21 protein-coding genes and 1 other RNA gene are annotated in these 25,591 nt (G+C 42.9%); 7 read left to right on the top strand and 15 right to left on the bottom strand.

What is annotated here, in order from left to right:
* Positions 1–4 precede the first annotated feature (4 nt).
* Positions 5–1,678, top strand: a complete 1,674-nt coding sequence (locus ACFSR5_RS08005) for a RagB/SusD family nutrient uptake outer membrane protein (RefSeq protein ID WP_380902478.1) — start codon at positions 5–7, stop codon at positions 1,676–1,678.
* A gap of 481 nt (positions 1,679–2,159) precedes the next feature.
* Here the strand turns inward: ACFSR5_RS08005 and ACFSR5_RS08000 are convergent, their stop codons facing one another.
* The 7 genes from ACFSR5_RS08000 to ssrA all read right to left on the bottom strand — a co-directional run bounded on the left by ACFSR5_RS08000 (position 2,160) and on the right by ssrA (position 7,492).
* Positions 2,160–2,384, bottom strand: a complete 225-nt coding sequence (locus ACFSR5_RS08000; RefSeq protein WP_380902476.1) for a nucleotidyl transferase AbiEii/AbiGii toxin family protein — start codon at positions 2,382–2,384, stop codon at positions 2,160–2,162.
* A gap of 5 nt (positions 2,385–2,389) precedes the next feature.
* Positions 2,390–2,881 carry a helix-turn-helix transcriptional regulator gene (locus tag ACFSR5_RS07995; RefSeq protein ID WP_380902475.1) on the bottom strand — a complete coding sequence of 164 codons (492 nt, stop codon included), beginning with the start codon at positions 2,879–2,881 and terminating at the stop codon, positions 2,390–2,392.
* A 393-nt stretch (positions 2,882–3,274) separates the two neighbouring features.
* Positions 3,275–3,757 (bottom strand): N-acetyltransferase, encoded by a 483-nt coding sequence (locus ACFSR5_RS07990; RefSeq protein WP_380902473.1) that lies wholly within the window; start codon positions 3,755–3,757, stop codon positions 3,275–3,277.
* Between the two features lie 60 nt (positions 3,758–3,817).
* Positions 3,818–4,117 (bottom strand): antibiotic biosynthesis monooxygenase family protein, encoded by a 300-nt coding sequence (locus tag ACFSR5_RS07985; RefSeq protein WP_380902471.1) that lies wholly within the window; start codon positions 4,115–4,117, stop codon positions 3,818–3,820.
* A 1,393-nt stretch (positions 4,118–5,510) separates the two neighbouring features.
* A complete protein-coding gene (locus ACFSR5_RS07980) occupies positions 5,511–5,930 on the bottom strand; it encodes a hypothetical protein (protein ID WP_380902469.1) in 420 nt (139 codons plus the stop codon).
* A gap of 50 nt (positions 5,931–5,980) precedes the next feature.
* Positions 5,981–6,772: a carbon-nitrogen hydrolase family protein gene (locus tag ACFSR5_RS07975; RefSeq protein ID WP_380902467.1), complete on the bottom strand. Its 792-nt coding sequence runs from the start codon at positions 6,770–6,772 to the stop codon at positions 5,981–5,983.
* Between the two features lie 352 nt (positions 6,773–7,124).
* Positions 7,125–7,492, bottom strand: a transfer-messenger RNA (tmRNA) gene (ssrA, locus tag ACFSR5_RS07970).
* Positions 7,493–7,598: 106 nt separating this feature from the next.
* Here ssrA and ACFSR5_RS07965 point away from each other — a divergent pair.
* Entirely contained in the window at positions 7,599–8,738 is a 1,140-nt protein-coding gene (locus ACFSR5_RS07965) for a hypothetical protein (protein ID WP_380902465.1), read from the top strand.
* Between the two features lie 38 nt (positions 8,739–8,776).
* On the opposite strand, the gene ACFSR5_RS07960 is transcribed toward ACFSR5_RS07965, so the two are convergent.
* The 6 genes from ACFSR5_RS07960 to ACFSR5_RS07935 form a co-directional block, all read right to left on the bottom strand.
* Complete coding sequence (locus ACFSR5_RS07960; protein ID WP_380902463.1) at positions 8,777–10,078, bottom strand: NAD(P)/FAD-dependent oxidoreductase; 1,302 nt, start codon at positions 10,076–10,078, stop codon at positions 8,777–8,779.
* 135 nt (positions 10,079–10,213) lie between these two features.
* Positions 10,214–11,497 (bottom strand): histidinol dehydrogenase, encoded by a 1,284-nt coding sequence (gene hisD, locus ACFSR5_RS07955; RefSeq protein ID WP_380902461.1) that lies wholly within the window; start codon positions 11,495–11,497, stop codon positions 10,214–10,216.
* Positions 11,497–12,348, bottom strand: coding sequence for an ATP phosphoribosyltransferase (gene hisG / locus ACFSR5_RS07950; RefSeq protein ID WP_380902459.1), 852 nt, complete (start codon positions 12,346–12,348; stop codon positions 11,497–11,499). Before hisG ends, hisD begins: the two co-directional genes overlap by 1 nt.
* A 241-nt stretch (positions 12,349–12,589) precedes the next feature.
* Positions 12,590–13,117, bottom strand: a complete 528-nt coding sequence (locus ACFSR5_RS07945; protein ID WP_380902457.1) for a GNAT family N-acetyltransferase — start codon at positions 13,115–13,117, stop codon at positions 12,590–12,592.
* Positions 13,117–13,956, bottom strand: a complete 840-nt coding sequence (locus ACFSR5_RS07940) for a prephenate dehydrogenase (protein WP_380902455.1) — start codon at positions 13,954–13,956, stop codon at positions 13,117–13,119. The genes ACFSR5_RS07945 and ACFSR5_RS07940 overlap by 1 nt, the downstream gene beginning before the upstream one ends.
* Positions 13,957–14,003: 47 nt before the next feature.
* Complete coding sequence (locus ACFSR5_RS07935) at positions 14,004–15,167, bottom strand: pyridoxal phosphate-dependent aminotransferase (protein WP_380902453.1); 1,164 nt, start codon at positions 15,165–15,167, stop codon at positions 14,004–14,006.
* A gap of 162 nt (positions 15,168–15,329) precedes the next feature.
* Between ACFSR5_RS07935 and ACFSR5_RS07930 the strand changes: the two genes are divergently transcribed.
* The 5 genes from ACFSR5_RS07930 (at position 15,330) to ACFSR5_RS07910 (ending at position 20,821) form a co-directional block, all read left to right on the top strand.
* Positions 15,330–17,165 (top strand): ABC transporter ATP-binding protein, encoded by a 1,836-nt coding sequence (locus tag ACFSR5_RS07930; protein ID WP_380902451.1) that lies wholly within the window; start codon positions 15,330–15,332, stop codon positions 17,163–17,165.
* Between the two features lie 70 nt (positions 17,166–17,235).
* Positions 17,236–18,429, top strand: coding sequence for an aminofutalosine synthase MqnE (gene mqnE, locus ACFSR5_RS07925; protein ID WP_380902449.1), 1,194 nt, complete (start codon positions 17,236–17,238; stop codon positions 18,427–18,429).
* 7 nt (positions 18,430–18,436) lie between these two features.
* Positions 18,437–19,054, top strand: coding sequence for a histidine phosphatase family protein (locus ACFSR5_RS07920; protein WP_380902447.1), 618 nt, complete (start codon positions 18,437–18,439; stop codon positions 19,052–19,054).
* The gene (locus tag ACFSR5_RS07915) at positions 19,055–19,774 is read left to right on the top strand and encodes a menaquinone biosynthetic enzyme MqnA/MqnD family protein (RefSeq protein ID WP_380902445.1); all 720 of its coding nucleotides are present in this window, start codon (positions 19,055–19,057) and stop codon (positions 19,772–19,774) included.
* Positions 19,775–20,821 carry an alpha/beta fold hydrolase gene (locus ACFSR5_RS07910; RefSeq protein WP_380902443.1) on the top strand — a complete coding sequence of 349 codons (1,047 nt, stop codon included), beginning with the start codon at positions 19,775–19,777 and terminating at the stop codon, positions 20,819–20,821. It begins immediately after the preceding gene.
* A 131-nt stretch (positions 20,822–20,952) separates the two neighbouring features.
* Here ACFSR5_RS07910 and ACFSR5_RS07905 read toward each other — a convergent pair whose 3' ends face one another.
* Together ACFSR5_RS07905 and ACFSR5_RS07900 are read right to left on the bottom strand one after the other, a co-directional pair.
* Entirely contained in the window at positions 20,953–22,383 is a 1,431-nt protein-coding gene (locus tag ACFSR5_RS07905; RefSeq protein ID WP_380902441.1) for a TolC family protein, read from the bottom strand.
* Positions 22,383–25,568 carry an efflux RND transporter permease subunit gene (locus ACFSR5_RS07900; RefSeq protein WP_380902439.1) on the bottom strand — a complete coding sequence of 1,062 codons (3,186 nt, stop codon included), beginning with the start codon at positions 25,566–25,568 and terminating at the stop codon, positions 22,383–22,385. The genes ACFSR5_RS07905 and ACFSR5_RS07900 overlap by 1 nt, the downstream gene beginning before the upstream one ends.
* Between the last annotated feature and the right edge of the window lie 23 nt (positions 25,569–25,591).

Raw genomic sequence — 25,591 nt, 5'->3', positions numbered from 1 at the left:
TGTCATGAAAATCAATATTCAATTAAGAAATAAGTTATTTATAGCACTTGTGCTGGGAGCCGGTGCATTATCCTCATGTAGTGATTTCTTAGACCGCCTGCCTCAGGATGAAATAGCAGATGAGACCTACTGGGAGACGCAGGAACAGTTGGAGATGGCGGTGACGGCTATATACTCCCGCGTTAAAGCAAAGAATCTTGTTGATATGGAAAACTTGGCTGAAAATACGATGTGGCCGAGTTCTTACCAATATAAAGATATCGGTTCGGGCGTATTTCCTACCACCCAACCAACAGTCAATGCCGAGTGGCAAAATATGTACCGTGACATTCGGGAATGTAATGCTTTTTTAGAGAATTATGGCAAAGCTAGAGAGGACCAACCCGGTGCAAAAGAGCGTTTGGCCGCCGAAGTCCGGGTGATCAGAGCATTGGGATACAGTTTTTTAACTTCTTTTTTTGGTGATATCCCATTAATTACCAAGACTCTTAACCCTGACGATCCGGAGGTTTATGCTGGTCGCAACCCTCAAGAGGAGGTGGTTGATTTTCTGCTAAAAGAGCTTGACGAAGCTGCAGTGCTCCTTCCTGAGGCGATCCCGACGGGCGAGAACCTGGGGCGTATCAGCAAAGGGACAGCTCTTGCGTTGAAATCACGTATAGCGCTGACGTATGGTCGTTATGAAATAGCAGAACAGGCAGCCAAAGCCGTCATCGACATGGGGGTCTATCAACTTTACTCTAGCGGTAATCCGGCAACGTCATATCAAGAGCTGTTTACACGTGCAGGAAAACTGTCCGGAGGAGGGAATAAAGAAACCATTTTTGCCAGGCTGCATCTAGCAGATGTGATCATGCATAACCTGAGTAGGGAGATCCAAGTACCTGATCAATTTGCACGCTTCGTCCCTACACGCTCATTAGTGGAATCCTACTTATGTTCGGATGGTCTGCCTATTGATAAATCACCTCTTTACAGCGACGCCAGTTATGAAGATGTATTTAAGAATAGGGATCCACGTATGACGCAAACAATACTGGTGCCTGGTGATAAGTGGGGAGGCCGGTACGATGGAAGACCAATAGCAGAAAATCCGGATCCGACGATCTATAGGGTTCCCAAATTTAGCCAGGATGGCAGGGGATCGGTTACCACGACGGGCTATTATTTCAAAAAGTATGTTGAGCCAACCGCAGTGCCTAATTATAATAGAGATGACAATGATATCCACCATATCAGGTACGCCGAGGTTCTCCTGAATTATGCTGAGGCGCGTTTGGAGCAAGAGAAACTTACGCAAGCTGATCTTGACATGTCGATCAATCTTTTACGTGACCGTGTCGGTATGAAAAGAATGAATCTCGCTTTTTTAGCGCAGCATAATATGGATGTGCGAGAAGAAATCCGCAGAGAGCGACGCGTAGAACTCGCGCTTGAAGGCCATCGCTATTTTGATGTCAGAAGGTGGAAGCAAGGAGAAGTGCTAGGGAACGATATCGAAGGCGTCAAGGCTTCCTGGTTTCCGCAACTTAGTGCATCTACCTACCGTAAGAGTGCGGATGGCTACCTAACCGTACAATGGAACCGCGCTTTTGAAAGCCCCAAGAATTATCTGTGGCCAGTTCCGAATACTCAATATGAGCGAAATCCTAATCTTGGTCAAAATCCGGGATGGTAATTGATTATTGTTGCTAACAATGACAGGGCCGCCGATTTTTAACGGCGGCCCTTTTACTGATTTCATGTGAAGTTGTTTCAGAAGACCACTGGGATACTTTTCAAATATTTTCGGCCTCATTTGACGGAGAAATAGTAAACACTTCATTGACTATAATAAGGTACAATCGATTTGTAAGCTCCTTGATATCAATAAACTCTAAATCCGTCTCCACATAGAGAGCTGCCTGAAACACCATAAGAACCGCCCTATAATATAATCAAAGGAGGAACGTCTACCGGAAGTCAGATTGATTTGTACTGTCCCAATGGATTCCTTATGACTTCAGAACCATTCGGGCAATAGATGTAGTCGAAGGGACTGTGTATGACAAAATCCATCCACCACCCCTTAGGAGAAATCTTTCCCTTTTCTCGTCCGGATGTCATTGGTGTTTCCACCAACGGTGGAATGATCTCAAACACTTAAATGGATGAAGTATTTAATTGATAGCGAAGCTCTTTAGTCCCGATATGGACAGATGGAATATAATAACAACAGGCGCCATGAGAATAAAGTCGATATCCACCGATATACGATGACCGATCTGGAGACTTAGCGCAGTGCCACCAACCAATCGAAATTGCGTCAATGCGGAGGACTTCATTAAAGTGATCAATGAATCTTTCAAGAGATTCGTAACGGTACCATAAAATAAACTACTCATACCTATTAATTTGGCTTATAGATGGTGTATGGAGTTCTGGCTTTGGACTCTTCTAATGCCTTCCTTACTTTTTCAATGCCATAAAAACGCGTTATCTCTTTTTTGTCATCTTCATTGCCACGTTCAAAAACGCGTTGAATAACCGCACGGTATTGCTTCTGCCAGTCTATTTTGTTGATATCCGTATCCCAAAAAAGTGATGTACGGAGAACAGAAAGATTTGGCGTGGATTGAATTTCTTTTTCTTTGACCTTTTGGATATCGTAATAAGCCTGCAGAACTACCAACGTACCTTCTTCCAAACCTAATTCCCGTTCGATTTTTAACGCCAAGGCTGTACTAAGCCCGCGTTTGCCTTTGGTTATTGCGTTAAACGTCTGAGGATGTTCGTCTAAAGACAATGCAAAGGGACGCTGCTTAATCGCACGCTTTTTCAATTCGCGTTCGAGAACAATTCCCGGATGTATGCCTTTATATTTTTCGAACTGCTTAATCATAGAAGAAATATAAACATTTGTTTATATAAATATAAAATTTATAGAGCTAGATATTTTTACTCTTGGGATTCAAATCACCGTCGTTATCTGCTCACTATCCAAACCTAAATATTCACAGACTTCCTCCATGCAAAGCAATTGGTGTGGTTGTTTGCCACGTTTTTTTTAATGGTATTATAAATACGCAGGCTCTGTCGATAGCTCTTGCCGGTGATACGGGCTATATCCTTCGGTTAAATACAGATTCTTCTCATTTCTATACTTTATGTACGCTTTATCTACCCCGTTTGATATTAAGATAAGTTAGCGTAGCTATTCATCAATCTGATGCCCAACTTGGTAACAAGTTGGTATAAAGTTGAGGTGGAATCTTTATTGCAATTTACAAAATACTTAGAAAGCTTTTTTCCAACTGATTTTGACTGCAGACAATGTTGGAAGTTCTAAACGCTGTTCCTTTATGATTTCGAAACCTTGTTTTACATAAAAATTGAGTGGAGATAAGTAAAGTTCACCATTAATTTTACGATCATCGTTGTGGTCTATGACCCAGCCGTTAAGTATTTCTTCATTCGCTTTTAATTGCATCATTACTTTTGAACCGACACGATGCCTTTGAATAGAACTGGAAAGGATTATTGCAAACCACCTAGTCTGAGCTCTGTAAAATTTTGTCGCCCAACCAATTATTCTATCATTCAACCTGACAAGAATATGTGTTGGTTTTTCCAATGCATCGAGATATTTTTCGAATTCAGTTAAATCAGCATAAACTAATTTAGCTGGATACTCACTATTCCAAAGCTCCATAATTTGTCGTTTCTCATCGGATGAAAGTAACTCGACAGTTTGAAATTGAAAGTTTATTTTATTCATTTTATTCTCCGATACGACTAAAGATTTGCTTTAGTCATAAAGTCCAGTTATTGTAAGCTATCATATTTCTATTTTTAAATCTTCATAGTGTAAAACCTGCGGAAAAGGATCGTAGTAGTCATGCAGCAAGGCTTTCCATTTTTGGTATTGCGACGACTGACGGAACCCAACTTCATGCGCTTCGACAGAAACCCATTGCACCAATAAAATATACTGGCTGTCCACTTCTATACATTTCTTTAAGGAGTGTTTTACATATCCTTCGATAGATGAGATATACTGGCTAGCTATTTGAAAATCATTCTCAAATTTTTCCGCTCTACCTGGTTTCACATTTAAAATAGCGACTTCTAAAATCATAGTGTTTCATTTTTCATCAATTCGGATCAATACTGTCAAGCAATGTAAAAATTAATCTTGTAAATACTGAAATTGGCGGTTATTTTTACCTATTGATCTGCTTCAAATGATGCTCGAAATGCGACACATAATCGTTTATCAAGTCCTTAAATGTTGGCTTCTTAGTTATTAAAAAAATAATTTAAGAGTGTTATTTTTTAGTATTTTTTTTGATAAATTCTATATCATCGTTCGTTAGTGGAACCTCATTTATTAAGGACTCCACATAGTATAATCTTACATTAAGCTCTGTGTTCAGATGAAATTGTCCAACGTCGTGTGTAACTATTGTTAAGACACCGTTCAAAGATGCGACATCAATTATTTTTCTTTAATACTTTTCTTAAATTTTTCAAATAGCGTTTTTAGATTATGAGTTTGCTTAGATGAGCCAAACACAGACTTTAGGTATAGCTCTTTTGCATGGCGGTAATTGTATACAGCTGGACAAAACAAATTCCATGGTGCTTCATTCCTGAGTGCAATACCTATTAATTCATCTCCAGCTTAGTTTGTAAGAATCTCCAAGGAAAAATACATCAGTGAGTTCTGACAATCCGCCAAACAATCCGCCGTGATTCCATGATTCATCAATTTCATCGTGGTAATCAAAAGCAAATGGACTTATTTTTATGATTAGGTCATATCAAATCATGATCATAACGGCTATTAGAATTTAATCCTATTTTGATATGTTCTAAATCAGGTCATCCAAGACCATCAACTTCCATGGGCGCAGTATCTTGACGAAAATGCAGTTAAAGCCTCTGAAATGTATATTAGTCTATATCCAACTGCTATACTTATTGATAAAAAAGGTAACATAGTAAATAAAAAGGCTTCGCTACAAGATATTGAAACGTTTTTAATAAAAGATTTAAATTGAAACAACTATTGGTTATAAATCATATAACTGATTTATATAATTACTAATTTAGTTCAAGTTCTCCAATTTATTTAAAATATTATTTGATTCTTCAGGTCGTTCTGTCTCTAAATATAAAATAGTCCGATTTCTAAATATTAGCCTCAAGCTGTACTCGCTTTGTGAATAAAGCTTGATGCCGAATCCTTAAGGAGAAACCGAACTCTGGAAAAACGGTAGGAGAGTGGCTGCAAACCTCATTTTTTGCGTCATAGATAACCAAAGCCTAAATAATTTTGTTAAAATTTTCGAACTCTAAATAAATGTGCTTTAACAGTTTGGTTCATAGTTTTTTATGTGTATAAAAAAAAGAGACACCTCACATTAAGTGTCTCCTTAAGTGGGGTGATGATAAAAAAATCATAAAATCAATTTTGTTTTTCTTGAATGGGTTGAAAATTTAATGAGGAAGAGATGAAGGTTGTTTTATCATATTTGAAGATTCAATATTATCTGCTCACAATGAATTCTGATTCGTGCTCCATTTTCAAAAAGATAGAGAATATCGTCTTTCTCGTCAGGTTTTGATTTCGGAATAATACTATCATTCATTTCTCTCAATGTCGAAAGGGAAAATGTAATTTCACCTAAACAAGCATAATCATCGAAGGTGCTATTTTCGTCTTGTTCAATAACTTTCAAGTAATTCACAGATTTATGAGTCAATACCAAACCTGAAAATTCATTTTTATTTACCCAAATTCCTATTGATTTTTTCCAACATAGTTTAATCTCTCGTTCGACAATATTGTAGTTAAAACCAACAAAATCAAAATTGTTATGTAAGTCTACAAGTCGTTTTTCAAAAGCTAATGAATGATTATCTATTATGTCAAAATTTAGTTTCATTATGGTGCTTTTTTAGCAAACTTAATAATTTTTAAATCAACGGTTTATAATTACCAAAACAATGATTGTGGCTTAAAACGCTTCGCTAACATTCCAGTCGCTTTATCCAGATCGATATCCACAACCAACACACCCATCTCACCATACTTTTGATGTTGAATACATGATCCATCTGGTGCTATTACAGCAGAAGCAGATTCAGGGAATTTGGATGCATAATTTACACTAGCAAAATAAATGGTATTCTCTAATGCACGCATCATCATAGCTCTCTCATAATATGGATTTTTAATCGAACCAAAAGTTTTTAAAACTTTACCATGTTCATTGTTTCCACAAAAATGCGGATGAAAAACTAGATGCGCACCATTAAAAGCACACCAACGAACTGACTCTGGATACCTAAAACCTTCATGACAAATTGAGATTCCAAATTTTAATCCATTAATCTCGAACAACTGACGTTTTTTACCCGCCGTCCAAAACGCATCTTCACTTGGATCTAACTGATTCTTTGTCTGAAAACCTAACAATTGTCCGTTTTTGTCAATCACAAATGCTACATTATACACTTTACCCTGAACATAAGTATCCATAGGCAATACAAGAGCTATTTTACTCTCTTTCGCTATCGCCTTCGCTTTGGTCAAGGCTTTCTGCAAAACTTTATCTGTTCGATCATTTATAGGGTACCCCATACCTGGATAGCCAGGAAGGAAAGATTCAGGAAAACAAATGATTTCCGCACCTTGTGAAGCAGCGTTTAATGCTAGTGTTTCTAGTAGTTCCAGACCATGAAGAATTGATTTTGGAAATGGAGGGGATGCGAGTGCTATTTTCATTCGAGACTTTTTAATGGGTATTGTATTAACCATTAATTTATTTTTTATATAATTAAGCTTACATGCTTAGACTTATTTGAAAAACTGGAATAAGATAAACAAATTAAGGCATGAAAAAAGAAAAAATCTTCAAATCATACGAATCAAAAGGTATTGACTACTTTAATAGGCTTTTTCTTTTTCGTCAGATGGCAAGATTTACAGTTATTAAAGCGTGTTTTTATCAATTATCGAATCCAAATAATATTCACGCATTATGAAGTGTAAAATAACCACAATAAACAAAAACACCCGAAATTATCGGGTGTAATTTTGAGTTTAAAACTTGTAAATCGCTAATTTACAGTTGTTTTTGTGGAGCCGGAGGGATTCGAACCCTCGTCCAAACATAGTATGATCTACGCTTTCTACATGCTTAGCTTCTCTTTAATTGTCGGGAGAGGGAAGGTGAGTCGCTAACCTATACCGGTCTCCGTATTTGCTGTATTTCACTTATGTTTAGCAACATCACACAAGCTAGTCCTGAAGTTCGATGCCTCTATTGTCAAGCGACAGAACAGCGCTTGACGAGACAAAAGCTAGTCTTAATTCTAAATTAAGCAGCTAAGGCGTAGTTTTCTTCGCCAGTTATAATTCTGAAAGTTTGTATTAAAGTGCAATACTAACAACGCACTGCATGCTTACATAACCATCGCTATCCTGTCAATTCCGGTCGACCCCTTAGGTTATGTCGTAAGGACAAAAATACGAAAATAATTTCTTTTATGTATATTTAAAACAAACAAACTTCTATTTTTATTGTTAATTAATAAAACATTTCAGCGATATGGCAACGGACAATAACACGACAACCGAAAAAGCTCCAGTACAAGAGGGAGCGTCGGCGCCAAAGGCGGCCGAGAAAGATAACACAGCAGCAACGTCATCTACCGCACCTGCGACAAAAGCAACAACAGCCAAGACGGCTTCCAAAGCTAAAGCGCCAGCGACAAAACCTGTTCCAGCGAAGACTTCTAACGCTACAGCGAAATCCGCGTCAGACGATAAAGGTGATAAAACCACGGGCGAAACAAACAAAGTACCTAGCCGTCCGGGCATAGCGAAAACGACTGCTAAACCAGCAGCTTCGAAAACGTCGTCTTCCAGCAAACCGGCTGCTAAGCCTTCGGTATCTAAAACAGCTGTGGCAAAACCGGCGGCTGCGGCGTCAAAACCTTCCGTTGCCAGTGCTAAACCGACTGCAAAAGCAGCAGCGAAACCAGCTGCTGTAAAACAGGCCACCACGGTTAAAACAACTGCAGAAGACAAAACAGGTGGCGAAGGCACAAAAGTGTTGGCACGTCCGACAGCGAAGGCAGCGACGCCAACAAACAAACCAAAGAATACGGCATCAGCTGCGACAAATAAAAGTGGATCCCCAGCGAAGGCCTCCGACAATAAAGCGGAAGGAGAAGGCACAAAAACGTTAAGTAGACCTGCACGTACTTCGGCGAAAGCGACTACCCCTGTTGCGGCAGATCCAGCAAAAAAAGCTGCCCAGGCAAAACCGACAGAAACTGCTAAACCAGCGAAATCGGAAGCAGGAGCAAAGAAAAACTTAACAAAGACCTCTGCCGCAGCTACTAGTCCAGCCACGGTTGCAAAAGGAAAGCCGGAAACCAAGGTGAGCAAGAAAGAAGCTGCTAAATTGGTAAAGGAAGCCTCTTACAAAGACGAAGTAAAAGAAAAAGTTAAAGAAGGTACCGTGTTCGCAGATAAGAAGAAGACAGATAAGAAGAAGACAGATAAAAAGAAAGGCGATAAAGTTGCTAAGGATAAGTCAAAAGGAAAAGCAAAAGCAAAAGCAGTCGCTCCAAAGAAAGATAAGAAGAAAGACAAAAAGGTCGATGATGGCTTAAAATCGAAAGTTAAAAAGATCGTAGAAAATGTGTTGAAAAAAATAGATAAGAAGGGTAAGAAGAAGTAACAAAAAGGTCGAGACACGCATCTCGACCTTTTTGTTTTTTATCCGGGAATATTCGTTCTGACCTCGTTTGCATCACGTTTACGCTCACTACGCACAATGGTTCGTAGACCGGAGTTGGCCGAATAAAATGACCACAACCAGTTACCGATCAACTTCCATTTGTTACGGAAGCCTGCGATGGGAATCAAGTGGATCAAAAGCCAGGTCAGCCACGCGAAGAAACCCTTGAATGAAAATTTCGGCAAGTCTGCGACTGCGCGGTAACGAGAGATCACGGCCATGCTTCCCTTGTCCCAGTAAGCAAAAGGCTTACGTGCCAGGTTTCTATCTTGAGCAATGATGTTTTTAGCCAACAAAGTTCCTTGTTGCATAGCCACTTGTGCCAGCTGCGGATGTCCATTCGGAAACTTAGCATCGGTGGCCTGGAAACAAATATCGCCTATCGCATAAATATTATCATACCCCTGTACCGTGTTGAATTCGTCGACGAGAACGCGACGGCCTCTTGTGAATTTCTCCGTGGGGATTCCCGGAAGCTCACGCGCAATGACACCGGATGTCCAGATCAACGTCTTTGTGGCAATCTCCGTTCCATCCCCCAACACGACAACGTCATTCTGGTAGTCTTTGACAGCTACATTCAACGTAATGTTTACCCCAAGCTGTTCCAATACTGATTTAGCTTCTTGTTGGGCAACTGTGCTCATCGGACCCAATAATACAGGCGCAGCATCTACCAAATGGATTTTAGGCTTAAGACCCGCTAGTTCGGGGTATTCTTTTTTAATAATTCGATCACTCAATTCGGCAATCATTCCGGAGATTTCAACACCGGACGGGCCTCCACCAGCGACAACGATGTCCAGATAGGCGTTTCGGTTAGGATCGTCTTTTCGTTGTATATATTCTTCCAGGTTCAACAGAATTTTGTTGCGGATAGCTAAGGCATCCGTAATGTTCTTCATTGGGAAAGCGTTCTTCTTTACCGCTTCCATCCCGAAATAGTTCGTCTCGGTCCCTAATGCCAATACGAGATAGTCATAAACAATGGTGCCCGTATCGGTCTCAATACTATTATTGGCACTGTCGATATGCAATAATTTTCCTAAATGAAAGGAAAAATTAGTATGTTTCTTGAACATCTTCCGGAAGGGCATGCTGATGTTTGATGACTCAATAAAAGCAGTGGCTACTTGATAAATCAACGGTGGGAAGAAATTGTAGTTGTTGATGTCGACCAGGGTGACGTGGTAACGGGAGTCGTTACCCAAGGATTTGATGAAATTTATACCAGCAAATCCTCCACCGACAACAACAATATGTTTTTTACTGTCTGCCATAATAAGCTATTCGTTTGTTTAAGTATCTGCTTGACAGTTGTTAGAACAATGATGTCTATTCTTTGTTCAGCAAATAAGGTGCAAATATATTAAAATAAAAGGGGCTGCACTATAGGTGAGCCCCTTTTTTTCTGTTTATTTTCGGACGCTGACAGCGTTTTTATGTGCATGCAAACCTTCCAATTCGGCCAATATTTCTACCGTTGATCCAATCTGCCGAAGCCCCTCTTCGTCGATGTACTGAAAGGTTATCTTTTTTACAAAAGAATCCACAGAAACCCCAGAATAAGACCGTGCATAGCCTGATGTTGGCAAGGTATGGTTGGTCCCGGAGGCATAGTCGCCTGCGCTTTCGGGCGTCAAGTGACCTAAAAAGACCGAGCCCGCATTTATAATGGCAGGCGTTAACGTATTCCACGCATCTGTTTCCAAAATAAGATGTTCGGGAGCATAGATGTTGGAAAACCGCATAGCCTCCTGCAAGTCGGTGGCTTCTACCGCGTAGGAGTTGGCGATTGCCATACGGGCAATTTCCGCACGTGGTAAAATACGTAATTGTTGTTCGAGTGCTATATTGACTTCATTGATCAGTCGTGTAGAAGTGGCGACAAGCACCGCCTGGCTGTCCGGTCCATGTTCGGCTTGTGCCAGCAGATCTGCTGCCACGAAAGCGGCGTTCGCACTCTCGTCGGCAATAACCAATACTTCAGACGGGCCGGCAGGCATATCGATACTCACATTGGTCATGCCTTGTACCAGACTCTTTGTCTTGGTGACAAACTGATTGCCGGGACCAAATATTTTATCTACCTTGGGCAAAGTGGCGGTTCCGAAGGCCATACCTGCAATAGCTTGGGCACCACCGACGAGGTATATTCTTTCGATTTTTAAAAGCAACAGGCAATAGGCGACAAAACCATTGATCTTTCCGCTTTGTTGTGGAGGTGAACAAACCACGATTTCTTTACATCCAGCAATGCGTGCGGGAACTCCCAGCATCAACAGTGTGCTGGGTAATACGGCGGAACCGCCGGGAATATATAAACCGACCTTTTCGATGGGGCGTGCTTCGCGCCAGCACTTCACGCCGGGCATGGTTTCGATTGGACGTTCTTTGCGGACTTGTGTGCTGTGGAACCGATGGATATTCTGGAAAGCGATTTCCAATGCGCGCTGTTGGTCGCGTGTAATGGTTAATGCCAGCTCCTCAATGTCTTCTTTGTCAAGATATAGCTTTTCGAGCGTCACCTTATCAAATTTCGCGGTGAGTTCGATGAGCGACGCGTCGCCACGCGAGCGTACATCGTCGATGATATGTAACACGGTATCTTGAATGGCGTGTGTCGCATCGGTGTTACGCGCCACCAATTGTTCGATATCAGCAGCTGATAAGCTGCTTAGCGTATATTGCTTTAGCATCAGAGAATAATTTTTTCGATCGGCATCACGACGATTCCTTGCGCGCCGGCCGCTTTCAATGTGTTTATTTTATCCCAGAAGTCATCTTCCGTGATGACGGTGTGTACTGCAACCCATCCTTCTTCCGCTAACGGAACCACCGTTGGGCTTTTTACCCCATGCAGAAGTTCTGTAATCAGTGGGAGATTTGTTTTTTCTACGTTCAATACGACATATTTGGTCTCCTTGGCACGTAATACCGATTGAACGCGTTGTAAGAGCTCGCAGAGGATGGGATTTTCTTCCAATCCGTCCCGACCGATAAGGATGGCCTCCGAACTACGTACATCTGCAAATGGTTTCAATCCATTACTTTTGAGTGTTCCTCCAGTAGACACAATGTCGCAAATGGCGTCGCTCAAACCCAGACCTGGAGCAATTTCTACCGAACCGGAAATCTCGCGAATATCCGCTTTGATCTTATAGTCGTTCAGAAATTGTTGGAGGATGACGGGATAGGAAGTCGCAATGGATTTGCCGTTGAGGTCACTTAGGTTTTGAATGGTGGAATCTTTTGCTATCGCTATTTTCAGCGTACAACGCCCGAATCCAAGCCGTTGCAGGTAGGTGACCTTTGCTTCGGTTTCATCGATTACGTTTTCGCCCACAATCCCTAGGTCAGCGATGCCTTGTGCCACATAGCCAGGAATGTCGTCGTCACGCAGAAATAAAATCTCTAAATTAAAGTTATTGACCGTGGTAATGAGTGAACTTTTATAATTTTCAAAATCAAGACCGCAATTTTTTAAGAGCTGGACTGACTTTTCATTTAATCTACCCGATTTTTGGATAGCAATTTTAAGATTTTTCAAAATATAGGATTTTTTGTTGTTTACTCGTATTAATAAAAGAAATATAACCTGGGGTATTTTGCTTCACGTAGAAACACATAACATTACATATCGCCACACTGGCGATGATGAAAATGGATGTGATGTGTGAACAAATGGGTCATTGTTTATTAATAATGCAACAAAAGTACAGTATTGTTATATGTTTTGCAAATATGCGGCAAAAAAAGTTGAAAATCATGGTGCTCCACGCTTGTGAAGACTAGGAACTGACAGGATGAGGCCAATTTGCTTTCTCGATAGTATATTCAAATTGCAGGGTGGTGGGATCAGCTGGCGCGGGATATTCAGCGACTTTCTTGGCGCCGATTTTTGCCAGAGCTGCTTGTGACCGAAAGTTTTTTTCACGTACGTGAAAGACAACAGTATCCACAAACTGCAGGGCATAATCGATCATTAATGTCTTCAACGATCGATTGAAACCGCCTCCCCAATATGCCGTAGCAAGGAAGGTAAAGCCAATAGCAACGCGTTTTCTTTCCTTGTCAAATTGGTAGAAGGAAGTTGCTCCTATAATAGATTGATCCGCCTCGTCTATAACGAGATAAGGCATGTCGGTCTGTAGCAGTTTGGTAAAATAAAGCGTGAAGCCCTCGGGTTGATATCGATTGAAATCGGGGTGCTGCGCCCATATCGCTTGATCAGAAGCTACTTGGAAAAGAGCATCATAATCGTCGGGACGCAATGGATGCAAAGACAGCATTTCATTGGATAACACACTAAATTCCATTATTTGATAATTCGTTTTATTTTATTGGATTTCTTAATCAATTTATGCAAACCCTCATAATCTTCGTTTTCCAACTTACTGTACAGCTTTTGAAGCTGATGTATATGTTCTTCGAGTACTTCGAGCACGTTGGTGCGGTTTTGTTTGAAAATCGGTGTCCACATGTCTGGTGACGATTTGGCAAGGCGCACCGTAGACTGGAAACCTGAGCCGGCCAGTTCGAAAATGCGCCCCTGTGATTTTTCTTTTTCCAATACAGTAAGTGCCAAAGCAAACGATGTCAGGTGAGAGATGTGTGATACATAAGCGGTATGCATATCGTGTTCGTCTGCGTTCATAAACGAAGTCTTCATCTCCAATTGATCGGTAAGCGCGTCGGCCAATTCGAATGCATCCTCGTCGGATCGGAAGGCTTCGACGTAAACCATCATTTTATCCGTAAATAAGTTGGCCACAGCAGCTTCAGGACCCGAATATTCGGTCCCGGCCATGGGGTGAGCGGCTACATATCGTCCGCGTTTGGGATGGTCCGCGATCAGCTTAAGGATATTTGTTTTTGTGGATCCCATATCGATTACAACCTGATCGGTAACCTGATCCAAGATTTCTGGAAGTAATTTGAGGATGGCGTCTACCGGGACGGTTAACACGATAATCTTAGCAGAAGCAACAGCCTCGGTCAACGGCAAGCACTCATCAACCAGTCCGAGCTGTAGCGCCTTCTTTTGATTGGCTTCACTCTTTTCGACACCAATAATCTTCTCACAAAATTTTGTCTCTTTCAGACGGATGCCGATCGACCCTCCAATCAAACCTATACCTATAATGGCTATATTCATGTCAAACTAAAAATTAATAATGCATAGTGTTCTTTAAGTCCCGTCGGTTAGGACTGCGAACTGATTATCCGCTCCATAGCGCTTTCCAGCACGTCTTCATTTGCACAGAGGCTAATCCGTATATACTGCTCGCCTGCGCTGCCAAAAATTCCACCGGGCGTAATAAATACATGCGCGTCGTTTAGCACCTCGTCACTAAGCTCATACGCCGTAGGGTAGGAGTCAGGTATGCGCGCCCAAACAAACAGTCCCACTTGTGCCCGGTCATATTGACAACCGAGTATATCCATGATTTGGAACACTTTTTCGCGACGTCTGCCGTATACTAGATTCAAGTCCTTGTACCAAGATGCTTCCAGGCTCAGCGCTTTGGCTGCGGCGAGCTGTAGCGGTAAAAACATGCCCGAATCCATATTGCTTTTAAAACGAAGAATCTCGCTGATCCGCTCTTTGTTGGCAACCAACATGCCCACGCGCCAACCAGCCATGTTGGACGATTTACTGAGCGAATTTAGCTCTATAGCCACCTCTTTGGCACCAGGTACCGAGAGGATGCTTTGTGGATAGTCATTTAAAATAAAGCTATACGGATTATCGTGGCAGATTATTATCTGATGTTTTTTTCCGAAAGCAATGATCTTTTCAAAGAGTGCGGTTGTCGCAAGGGCACCTGTCGGCATGTGGGGATAGTTGATCCACATCATCTTCACGGCCGTAAGATCCAATTTTTCTAACGCATCGAAATCGGGCTGCCAATTGTTTTCGGCCTTTAGCTCGTAAGAAATAGCCGAGGCGCCGCTAATGCGTACCGCACTGCTGTATGCAGGATATCCTGGGTTCGGAATGAGCACTTGATCTCCTTCCTGTAAATAGGTCATGCATATATGAACAATACCTTCCTTAGAGCCGATGAGCGGAAGGATCTCTGTCTGCGGGTTCAGCTCAACGTGGTAGTAGCGCGTATACCAACCCGCTATAGCCTCACGCAAAGCCGGTGCGCCTTTGTAATTTTGGTATCCATGTGTGTTCGGTTTCGAAGCTTCTTCACGAAGTACCTGGATCACATCCGGATGAGGCGGTAAATCTGGGCTTCCAATGCCAAGGTTGATTACCTGGGCGCCAGCCTTGTTCATCTCGTCAATCTCTCTTAGCTTTTTCGAAAAGTAATACTCTTCAGTATGCTGCAACCTGCGGGCTACTTCCACATTCATATTCTTGCATTTGAAATTTAGCGCCTAAATTACAGATTAAAAGCAATAAAAGCCCCTTTTTGATACGAAAATATCAAATCTGTGCAACAAAAATCGAGTTGTTCTGGCTTTTAAAAATGGTTAGCGGCTTTTTTTATTACTTTTGTGGTCTGAACATTATACATGAAGACATACTTTAGACTGTTATCATTCGCTAAGCCTATTGAGAAATATGCCATACCCTATATAATTTGTACATTGGTGACGGTCATATTCGGGACATTAAACTTGGCGTTGCTTGCCCCGCTGTTGCAAGTGTTGTTTAAAGGTACAGGAGACGCCGACTTAGTGCCTGCCGAAATAGCGGAAAAGCCAAGTGGATTTGATGACATTGGCGGCTGGTTCACTTACTACGCCGATCGCCTATACTACGATATCGGACCCTATGAAGCGCTCAAATACGTGTGCATGGTCATTGTCGCTTCGGTGTTTATCAGTAATTTATTTCGTTATTTTTCGCAGCGTATCATGGAAAATTTGAGGATTCACACCTTGTTGAATCTGCGGAAGTCTGTTTTCGATAACGTTATGGACTTGCATTTGGGGTATTTCACCAATAGCCGAAAGGGGGATGTCATGTCCAAGATCGCGTCGGACGTACAGGTTGTTCAATTTTCTGTAACATCGACCTTACAAGTTGCTTTCAAAGAGCCGTTGCAGTTAATTGCATATGTGGTTGTGCTGTTTGCATTTTCAGCGAAGCTGACATTATTTTCCATGATCGTTATCCCGGTTTCGGCATTTTTTATTTCCAGAATAGTGAAAAGACTACGGGAGCAAGCTCGAGAAGGTCAGCAATCGTATGCGAATATGATCGCTTATTTGGACGAAGCGCTTTCAGGGATAAAAATTATAAAAGCGTTTAATGCCGTATCCTTTGTAAAAGATCGTTTTAATGGCGAGAGTGAATACTATTCCAAGATAATGCGTAGAATGGTGCGCCGCCAGCAGATGAGTTCTCCGGTGTCCGAGTTGTTGGGGGTGTTGATGGTGGCTGTTATCCTGATGTACGGCGGAAATCTGGTGCTGAGTGGCGAAGGGGATCTTAAAGCGTCCGAATTTATTACTTACATCGCCGTGTTTTCGCAGGTAATGCGTCCGGCGAAAGCGTTGACCGATGCATTTTCGAGCATACATAATGGAATTGCCGCCGGCGAACGTGTGCTGGATTTAATCGATGAACGTAGTACCGTGACAGACAAGAAAAACGCAGTGGCTGTTTCCGCATTTAAGGATACGATTCGCTTCGATCAGGTTGATTTCGCGTACGGAGAAAAGCGTATTTTAAATCAGATCAACCTAGAAATTCCCAAAGGCAATACGGTTGCCCTTGTTGGGCCATCGGGAGGAGGGAAATCTACGTTGGTCGATTTGATCCCTCGCTTTATGGATGTAACAGGAGGCCGCGTCTTGTTTGATGGAGTCGATGTGCGCGACTTAAAGCAAGATTCCTTGCGTGCACTCATCGGGACAGTGAACCAGGAATCGATTTTATTTAACGACACGATTTTCAATAATATTGCGTTTGCAAAGACAGACGCAACAATGGAGGAGGTAGAGCATGCGGCCAAAATCGCAAACGCACACGAATTTATTACAAAAACTGAAGAAGGTTACCTGACCAACATCGGCGACCGGGGAGCTAAGCTTTCTGGCGGCCAACGTCAGCGGATCTGCATCGCGCGTGCCGTGTTGCGTAATCCGCCGATCATGTTGTTGGACGAGGCGACATCTGCATTGGATACCGAGTCTGAAAAACTGGTACAGGATTCGCTTTACAAATTGATGGAAAATCGGACCACTGTGGTCATTGCGCACCGGCTTAGTACCATTCAGAACGCGGATAAGATCGTTGTGATCGAAGCTGGACGTGTGGTGGAAGAGGGAACGCATCAGGAGCTGATAGCGAAACAAGGATTATATAAACGGTTGATAGACATGCAACAATTTGTTGATTAACATAGAAAAGCGATAGTAAAGTCGCTTTTTTCTGTGCTAATTGGTACATTTGTTCAGTTAGGAGGCAGTAATGAATGCAACGCATAGACTTGATTTTTTAATTCAGGATAAGAATTTAGATGCCGATTTAAAGCGTATAGCGCAGAAGGTTTTTCGAAGTGAGCGGGTCAGTTTTGAAGAGGGGGTTATACTCTTCGAACGCGGAAGTCTGGGCTACCTTGGTGTGTTAGCTAACTATATCCGGGAGAACAAGCATGGTGACATCACGTATTTCAACCGTAACTTCCATATCGAACCAACGAATGTCTGTGTATACGACTGCAAATTCTGTGCATATTCCCGACTGATAAAAAATCGGGATCAGGGATGGGAGATGGATGTAGAAGGCATGATGGATATTGTTCGGAAATACGATCATGAACCCGTGACGGAGGTCCATATAACAGGGGGCGTAGTACCGAAGCAGGATCTGGCATTTTATGCCGATTTTTTCAAGAAGTGTAAAGCGCATCGGCCTAATCTCCATATCAAAGGATTGACTCCTGTCGAGTACTATTACATCTTTAAAAAGGCAAAATTAAGCCATTACGAAGGCTTGAAATATTTGCAGGAATGTGGTTTGGATTCCATGCCGGGCGGTGGAGCGGAGATTTTCCATCCGGAAGTTCGCGAGCGGATTGCAGGCGACAAATGTACAGCAGAACAATGGCTTGACATACATGAGCAGGCACATAAACTCGGCATGCGTACCAATGCGACCATGCTCTACGGACATATAGAAGCCTTTTGGCATCGTATTGATCACATGGAACGCTTGCGGCAGCTTCAAGATAAGACGGGCGGGTTTCAAACGTTCATACCGTTAAAATTTCGTAATCAAGGACATCAAATGTCCGATATACCAGAGGTTTCTGTGGTAGAAGACTTAAGGAACTATGCGATAGCGCGGATATACATGGACAATTTTGATCATATTAAAGCATATTGGGCGATGATTTCCAGGGATACAGCACAGCTCTCTTTGGCTTTCGGTGTAGACGATATTGATGGAACGCTCGATGATACCACGAAGATATATTCGATGGCAGGCGCTGAAGAGCAACATCCGGGAATGAGTACACAGCAATTGGTCGAGCTGATTAAAAATGTGGGCAGACATCCCGTAGAACGAGATACCTTGTACCAGGTAGTCACGGACTATAACGATGTGGTCTTTGATGCCGCGAACAAAACAAACTATTATTCTTTACCTGTAGTAGAGTAACAACACATTGAAGAAGACTTTTTATTTCATCCGTCACGGGCAAACAGATTTAAATTTAAGAGGGGTTGTACAAGGCAGAGGGGTAAATTCACCGCTCAATGAAACAGGTTTCCAACAGGCCGAGGCTTTTTATGAAGCGTTCAAACATATACCTTTTGATAAAATTTATACATCTACCTTACTTCGGACAAAACAGACTGTTCAACGCTTCATCGATCAGGGAATTCCAACAGAAGAGTTAGTAGGCTTAGACGAGATTTCTTGGGGCATCTACGAAGGGAAGGAGCAAGACGAGGGAATTATGGCTGGATTTGAACAAGTTGTCGCATCTTGGCGCAAGGGAGATCTAGACTTAAGCATCGCCGAAGGGGAATCTCCCAACGAACTCGTTTACCGGCAGAAACAGGCCATTGCGCATATGCTTGCACAACCGAATGAAGAACGGATACTGGTGTGTATGCACGGCAGAGCGCTACGGATTATGCTTTGCCACTTGACAGATGTCTCTGTCTGTCTCATGGATGACTTCCCCCACACAAACACCGCACTATATGTGCTGGAATATACCGATGATCGATTTACCATCTTAGATCATTATAACGTGAAACACCTAGAAAATTTGTAGATGAAGAAAATAAGTGTTTCCGCAGTTTCGTATACCAACACCCTGCCTTTCTTGCAGGGCATACGCAACTCGGAAGTATGGAAAGATATCGAGCTTTCGGTAGATTACCCAGCGGAATGTGCACGTAAAGTAATTGAAAACGAAGTCGACATGGGAATTATTCCTGTTGCCGCGCTAACGAGACTTCCCGAATATCATATTATTGGAGATTATTGTATTGGAAGTAATGGAGCCGTCGATTCAGTATTTATATTTTCAACCAAACCCATAGAACAGGTAAAAACTTTATTGCTGGATAAACAATCGCGCACGTCGAACGGCTTGGCTCGGATTTTACTAAAGCATTATTGGAAGCAGGACGTAAACATAGTTGACGAGGGCGAAGCAGATGCCTATGTGCTGATCGGGGATCGTACTTTTGGTCAAAAACATAGGGTTCCATATGCATACGATTTAGGATATTATTGGAAAGAATTAACCGGATTGCCGTTTGCTTATGCGGTATGGGTCTCGAACAAAAAGTTACCAGTAGCTTTCGAAGTCGCTTTCAACAATGCGCTGGCGGCTGGAGTTGCACACCCTGAAGATGTCATCCCGGGATTGCCTCCCTATGAAAATTTCGATTACAAGAAATACTTAACGGAGTATTTAGATTATCGGTTGACGGAGGATAAGCGAAAGGCAATCGATCGATATCTTACGTGGTACACGGAACTGTAAATGACGAACTTCCTGCTTATTTTTCTGCTCGTCTGTTCCTGCACGGCGCTGGGCCAGGACGTAACACGCATAGAGAAATTTCGGCAGGCTAAAGAGAGATATGATGCTATGGAAGCGAGACATCGCCTCGAAATAAAAACAAAACATACGCATTTATCATTTCTCAAATGGCCTGGAAGCGATCGCCATAAGGGGACAATTTTTTGGTTGCATGGTAGCTTAAGCAACGCCTATGAATTTGCCCCCTTTGTGGATTCATTGACAAAACAAGGATATACGGTGATATCCGTGGATCAATATGGGCACGGTGCGACCAAGTTGCCTTCTTTTGATGCGTCTTTTGACGATTTTGCCGACGACCTTCAGGCATTAATGGATAGTCTTTCTGTAGAGAAGGCGATTATAGGCGGTTTTTCACGAGGGGCTTATTTGGCGACGAATTTTTATGGAAAATATCCTCAACGTGTTAAGGCATTGCTCTTGGAAGATGGGGGGACGGTCGATTTTAAATTAAATTTTTTACACAAAGACCCGTTGATACAAATGCAGAATCTCCGAGCAGCGGATGTACCTGAAGATCTGCAGAAACGGTTTCTTGGATACTATGCGAGTGATTGGGAAGGCTATACTATGCTGTACGATGAAACCGATTCGACCGAGCAATATCAGATTTTAAGTCTTCTTAAACACGACGGAAACGGATGGATAAGCTATCGTGGACTGCCGCAATACTATCACATGCAAGACAGCAAACAGTTAGCAGAGTTGCTATTCGCACCGCAAAAAGTAAGTCGCTATGCACGGTCGATCGTGGAGCTTCGTCCGGGCGAGATTCTAGGAAATGTGCAGATTCCCGTATTAATCTTAGAGGCCGTCGGGGAAGGGGATTTGTTCCCGCTGGATCAAGAAAATCTAGCGTTGGTCGCGAAAGCTCCAAAGTATATTACGCACAACAGATTTCCGGGAACTCATCATAACATTCACTTTTCGGCACCTCAACAATTTTTGCAAGCTATAACGTCGTTTCTAGAGAAGCATGTCGACTAACCATTGTTCTTATAGATCAGTTTATATTGTTTGATCGATTATTGTTATGAACGATGGGTTGCCATGCCGATCGACGATACGGTATGGTAAAAAGTCCGGCAAGACATGCCCGCCGGACTTCCCCGCATAATTTATTGCCATCCTCCCCCTAGAGAACGGTATAAACCAATAGCGGCATTGAATTGTGCTCGTTGCGACTCGATAAGCTCTAATTTGGCTTCTATAGCATCGCGCTGGGTCATTAGCACCTCCATATAGTCTGCGTGTGCCGAATTAAACAGATCATAGGATATCTGTACGGACGCTGTTAGTGCAGCAACTTGTTTGTTTTCCAAATCGGTAATAATCGCTGTGTTCTTAAATTTGGATAAATGGTTGGCCACTTCGACATACGCATTTAGCACAGTCTGTTCATAGGTATACACCGTTTGTATCTGTTTCGCATTGGCAGTTAGGTAGTCCGCTTCAATAGCGCGTTTATTGACTAAGGGGGCAATGAGGTCGCCGGTGATTGAGTAGATCAACGATTGGGGAGTTTTCAGTAAGTATGCCGGATTGAATGCTTGATATCCGAGGTTGGCCGAAATTCCCAAAGAAGGATAAAACCTCGCTTTGGCGACCTGAACATCCAATTGGGCTGCCTGCATGAGCAATTCTGCTTGTTTTACGTCTGGACGATTGTTTAAGAGTTGTGCGGGTAATCCTTCCGCTACCACGGGTAACTGTATACTTGACAGTCCCTGAGCATTACGGATGATATGTTGGGGGTATTGTCCGACTAAATAATTCAGTTTGTTCTCGGTTTCCACGATCTGTTGATCGATTTTATAACGTAGACTTTGGTTTTTTAAGACCTCGGCCTCAAACTTTTTAACAGGAAGTTCGGTTACACGGGCTGCGATTTTCTGAAGTTTCACCAAGGTTAAGGCGTCATTTTGTAGCTTTAAATTATCGTTTATGAGTTTTTTTTGCTGATCCAGGGCCAAGAGTTCATAGTAGAGATTGGCAATTTCTGCGACCAGATTGGTAACCATAAAATTTTTGCCTTCCATCGAGGCAAGATACGTGAGACGAGCTTCTTTTTCGGCATTGTGGAGTTTCTTCCAGATATCTATTTCCCAGGTGGCAAACAGGTTTAATCCTATGTCTGGCATAGGATCTGGATTCGCTCGGCCCTCCTGTATGCGAATCTGTTTTTCCGAAGCACCCAATGGTGTATTTTCGGAACGTTTTTCTGCGCCTCCGCCCAGTTTCGCACCAACGAAAGGGAGGTATTCTCCCTTTCGAGCATGCACCTCATTGCCCGCAATATTAATTTCTTGTAGCATGATGTTGAGTTCCTGATTGTGACTCAAGGCCGAATCAATCAAGGTGCAAAGATGTGGATCGGTAAAGTAATGTGCCCAGTCGATCTGTGCAACATTGGTACTATCGGTTTTTCCGGCAAACGTCTGAGGTAATGCTATGGCTGCCGACTTTTCCGCGATTTTTGGAATGTTACAGGCTCCCAGAGCCATACAGCTCATATATAAGATGTAGTTGATGAGATGTCTCTTGTTCATTAGTTTTCTATTTCTTCTAATACAGGGTTTTCTATTTCTTCCAGCAGTGGAAGTTCCGTTTCGTATTTGATCAACTTGCGTTTATTGGCTATGCTACCGAAGATAAAGTAAAGCCCGGGTACAACGATCACGCCGAATATCGTACCAATAAGCATGCCTCCGGCTGCAGCTGCACCAATAGTTCGGTTGCCGATCGCACCCGGACCATGGGCCAATATCATAGGGATCATCCCCGCAATGAAGGCAAAAGAAGTCATTAAAATCGGGCGAAAACGTACCTTTGCCCCTTCGATGGCAGCCTTATATACGCTCATGCCTTCAGCATGTTTTTGCATGGCGAATTCAACAATCAACACAGCGTTCTTTCCAAGCAGTCCTACCAACATCACAAGCCCCACTTGTGCATAGATATCGTTGGCTAGGCCCATAACTTTCAAGAGCAGGAAAGTGCCGAAAATACCGGCGGGAAGGGACAGAATGACAGACAATGGAAGGACAAAGCTTTCATACTGTGCTGCTAGAACGAGGTATACGAAACCGAGAACGATCAAAAAGATATAAATCGCTTCATGACCACGTGCGGCTTCATCTTTCGTTAATCCTTCCCAGCCAATGTCATAGCCCCGGGGTAGGGTTTTTTGAGCGACCTCCTGAATGGCTTGAATCGCTTCTCCGGTACTGTAGCCGGTAGCCGGTTCACCCTTGATAGCGGACGATGGATACATATTGTATCGCGTTATTTCATTCAAACCATGCGTCTTTCTCATCTTCATAAAGGAAGAATATGGCACCATTTCATCTCGGTTATTTTTGACATATAATTTCATGACGTCCTCAGGGAGTGCTCTGGAATCAGGTGAAGCTTGCACGTAGACTTTATAAAACGTACCGAAGCGGATAAACCCCTGCTCATACGTACTGCCAATGAGGATGGAAAGGTTATTCATGGCATTTTCGATGTTTACGCCTTTCTGCATAGCAGCTTCATTATCGATTTCTAACTCATACTGTGGATAGTTTGCGCTAAAGAATGTAAATAGTCCGGTCAGTTCTTTCCGTTTTCTAAGCGCCTCCATAAAATCCTCGTTTACTTTCTCCAGTTCTTTGTAGTTGTCACTATTTGTCTTATCCAAAAGACGAAGCGAAAATCCTCCAGCTGCACCATACCCCGGAACGGCGGGTGGGCCAAAGAATTCGATGGTGGCTCCTGAAATTTCTTTGGACTTTTCTTCCAGTTCTTCTATAATTTCTGGTACGGTTTCCTTGCGTTCGGACCAGTCTTTCAATTCGATCAAACATGTGCCTGCGTTTGAACCTCGCCCTTCGGTAAGTACCTCATAACCGGCGAGCGCAGTGACTGAAGCCACTCCTTCAATATGTTCGCTGAGCTTCTGTAGTTGGCGGGCGACGTCGTTTGTGCGTTCTAGCGTAGACCCTGGCGGGGTCTGTACGATGGCGTAAATCATGCCCTGATCTTCGTTCGGAATAAACCCACTGGGTAGTGTTCGTGAAATTCCAAAAATACCAAATGAGAATGCCACGAGTAGGGTGTAAGTAATGAGTTTTCGGTTGACAATCCTCCGCAGAAAAAAAGCGTAACGAAGATTCAGACGGTCGAACTTCCGATTAAACGCATCTAGAAATAGATCGACTGGACTCTTCTTTTTTTTCTTGCCGTGGTTGTTCTTTAGTATCATGGCGCACAAGACAGGGGTCAGTGTCAACGCGACAAAACCGGATATAACAATAGCACAAGCCATGGTTATGGAAAATTGCCGAAAAAATACACCGACTGGACCGGTCATGAAGGCAACCGGTATAAATACCGCGGTCATTAGCAGCGTGATGGCAATGACTGCGCCGCTAATCTCACGGACGACTTCCATTACGGCTTGGTAGGGAGGAAGGTGCTTTTCATGCATCTTCGCATGTACCGCTTCTACAACGACAATCGCATCATCGACCACAACACCGATCGCAAGAACCAACGCAAAAAGTGTGATCAGGTTGATGGTCAACCCGAACAATTGCATAAACATAAAGGCACCGATCAACGATACGGGAACCGCAATGGTGGGTATAAGTGTGGAGCGCCAATCTCCCAGAAACAGAAATACGACCATTGCTACCAAAATAAATGCCTCGACGAGTGTATGCACTACTTTTTCAATAGACGCATTTAAGAAGTTCGATACATCGTAGGTGATTTTATAGTCCATCCCGGGGGGAAACGATGCAGCTTTTATCTCTTCGAGCTTCGTTTTGACTTCTTTGATGACTTCGTTTGCATTGCTGCCATAGTTTTGCTTCAGCGTGATAGATGCAGATGGTAATCCGTCAAGATTGGAGTAAATGTCATAAAATTCGCTGCCAAGCTCAACGCTGCCGATGTCTTTCAATTTGAGATTTTCACCTTCGGCATTGGATCGGATAATGATGTTTTCGTACTCTTCGACCTTGTTATATCGACCCTTGTAGGTCAATACGTATTCTAAAGCTTGTGAACGTTTGCCGGTGCTTTGGCCTAGACGCCCCGGCGTGCCTATAATGCTTTGTTGTCCCATCGCTTCCATGACTTCGTCCGTGGATACATTGTAGGCGCGCATGCGTTCAGGATTTAACCAAACACGCATGGCATAAATTCGGCTTCCTAAAATTTTGGCGCTGCCCACACCTTTCAACCGGCTGATTTCGGGAATGACATTCACATTGGCGAAGTTATACAAGAACTTTTGATCCGCATGCGGATCAGTACTAAACACGTTGACATACATCAACATATTTGGCGACGTATAACTGACTACGAACCCCTCCCGTTGGACGAGTTCTGGCAAGCGGTTCGTCACTTGTTCGATCCGTGTTTTTACATTAACCATCGCCTGACTAGGGTCCGTACCGAGATCGAAGTAAACCATGATGGTGGCTTCGCCTGCGCTGGTGGCGTCCGAGGTCATGTATTTCATGCCGGGGGTGCCATTGATGGATTTTTCCATGGGAATTAATACAGACTCTGTCAGGACATTGGCACTGGCTCCGGGATATGCGATGTTAACGACAACAACTGGTGGTGCAATATCTGGAAATTGGGAGATCGGTAAAGAGCTTATTGCCAAGAGCCCAAGGAAAACAACAACGATAGAGAGCACAATGGCCAATACCGGTCTTTTTATAAATTTTTCAAACATAACGTGTAAGGCTGGTGAAACAT

It is taken from the genome of Sphingobacterium suaedae (genome assembly GCF_042684625.1).
Taxonomy (GTDB): domain Bacteria; phylum Bacteroidota; class Bacteroidia; order Sphingobacteriales; family Sphingobacteriaceae; genus Sphingobacterium; species Sphingobacterium suaedae.
The sequence above is the reverse complement of the archived record's forward strand: the minus strand, read 5'-3'. Positions and strand labels throughout refer to the sequence as shown.

What these genes read in the sequence shown, in the direction of transcription:
- ACFSR5_RS08005 (WP_380902478.1), top strand. Translation starts at nt 5, where the DNA reads ATGAAAATCAATATTCAATTAAGAAATAAGTTATTTATAGCACTTGTG.
- ACFSR5_RS08000 (WP_380902476.1), bottom strand. Translation starts at nt 2,384, where the DNA reads ATGAGTAGTTTATTTTATGGTACCGTTACGAATCTCTTGAAAGATTCA.
- ACFSR5_RS07995 (WP_380902475.1), bottom strand. Translation starts at nt 2,881, where the DNA reads ATGATTAAGCAGTTCGAAAAATATAAAGGCATACATCCGGGAATTGTT.
- ACFSR5_RS07990 (WP_380902473.1), bottom strand. Translation starts at nt 3,757, where the DNA reads ATGAATAAAATAAACTTTCAATTTCAAACTGTCGAGTTACTTTCATCC.
- ACFSR5_RS07985 (WP_380902471.1), bottom strand. Translation starts at nt 4,117, where the DNA reads ATGATTTTAGAAGTCGCTATTTTAAATGTGAAACCAGGTAGAGCGGAA.
- ACFSR5_RS07980 (WP_380902469.1), bottom strand. Translation starts at nt 5,930, where the DNA reads ATGAAACTAAATTTTGACATAATAGATAATCATTCATTAGCTTTTGAA.
- ACFSR5_RS07975 (WP_380902467.1), bottom strand. Translation starts at nt 6,772, where the DNA reads ATGAAAATAGCACTCGCATCCCCTCCATTTCCAAAATCAATTCTTCAT.
- ACFSR5_RS07965 (WP_380902465.1), top strand. Translation starts at nt 7,599, where the DNA reads ATGGCAACGGACAATAACACGACAACCGAAAAAGCTCCAGTACAAGAG.
- ACFSR5_RS07960 (WP_380902463.1), bottom strand. Translation starts at nt 10,078, where the DNA reads ATGGCAGACAGTAAAAAACATATTGTTGTTGTCGGTGGAGGATTTGCT.
- hisD (WP_380902461.1), bottom strand. Translation starts at nt 11,497, where the DNA reads ATGCTAAAGCAATATACGCTAAGCAGCTTATCAGCTGCTGATATCGAA.
- ACFSR5_RS07945 (WP_380902457.1), bottom strand. Translation starts at nt 13,117, where the DNA reads ATGGAATTTAGTGTGTTATCCAATGAAATGCTGTCTTTGCATCCATTG.
- ACFSR5_RS07940 (WP_380902455.1), bottom strand. Translation starts at nt 13,956, where the DNA reads ATGAATATAGCCATTATAGGTATAGGTTTGATTGGAGGGTCGATCGGC.
- ACFSR5_RS07935 (WP_380902453.1), bottom strand. Translation starts at nt 15,167, where the DNA reads ATGAATGTGGAAGTAGCCCGCAGGTTGCAGCATACTGAAGAGTATTAC.
- ACFSR5_RS07930 (WP_380902451.1), top strand. Translation starts at nt 15,330, where the DNA reads ATGAAGACATACTTTAGACTGTTATCATTCGCTAAGCCTATTGAGAAA.
- mqnE (WP_380902449.1), top strand. Translation starts at nt 17,236, where the DNA reads ATGAATGCAACGCATAGACTTGATTTTTTAATTCAGGATAAGAATTTA.
- ACFSR5_RS07915 (WP_380902445.1), top strand. Translation starts at nt 19,055, where the DNA reads ATGAAGAAAATAAGTGTTTCCGCAGTTTCGTATACCAACACCCTGCCT.
- ACFSR5_RS07910 (WP_380902443.1), top strand. Translation starts at nt 19,775, where the DNA reads ATGACGAACTTCCTGCTTATTTTTCTGCTCGTCTGTTCCTGCACGGCG.
- ACFSR5_RS07905 (WP_380902441.1), bottom strand. Translation starts at nt 22,383, where the DNA reads ATGAACAAGAGACATCTCATCAACTACATCTTATATATGAGCTGTATG.
- ACFSR5_RS07900 (WP_380902439.1), bottom strand. Translation starts at nt 25,568, where the DNA reads ATGTTTGAAAAATTTATAAAAAGACCGGTATTGGCCATTGTGCTCTCT.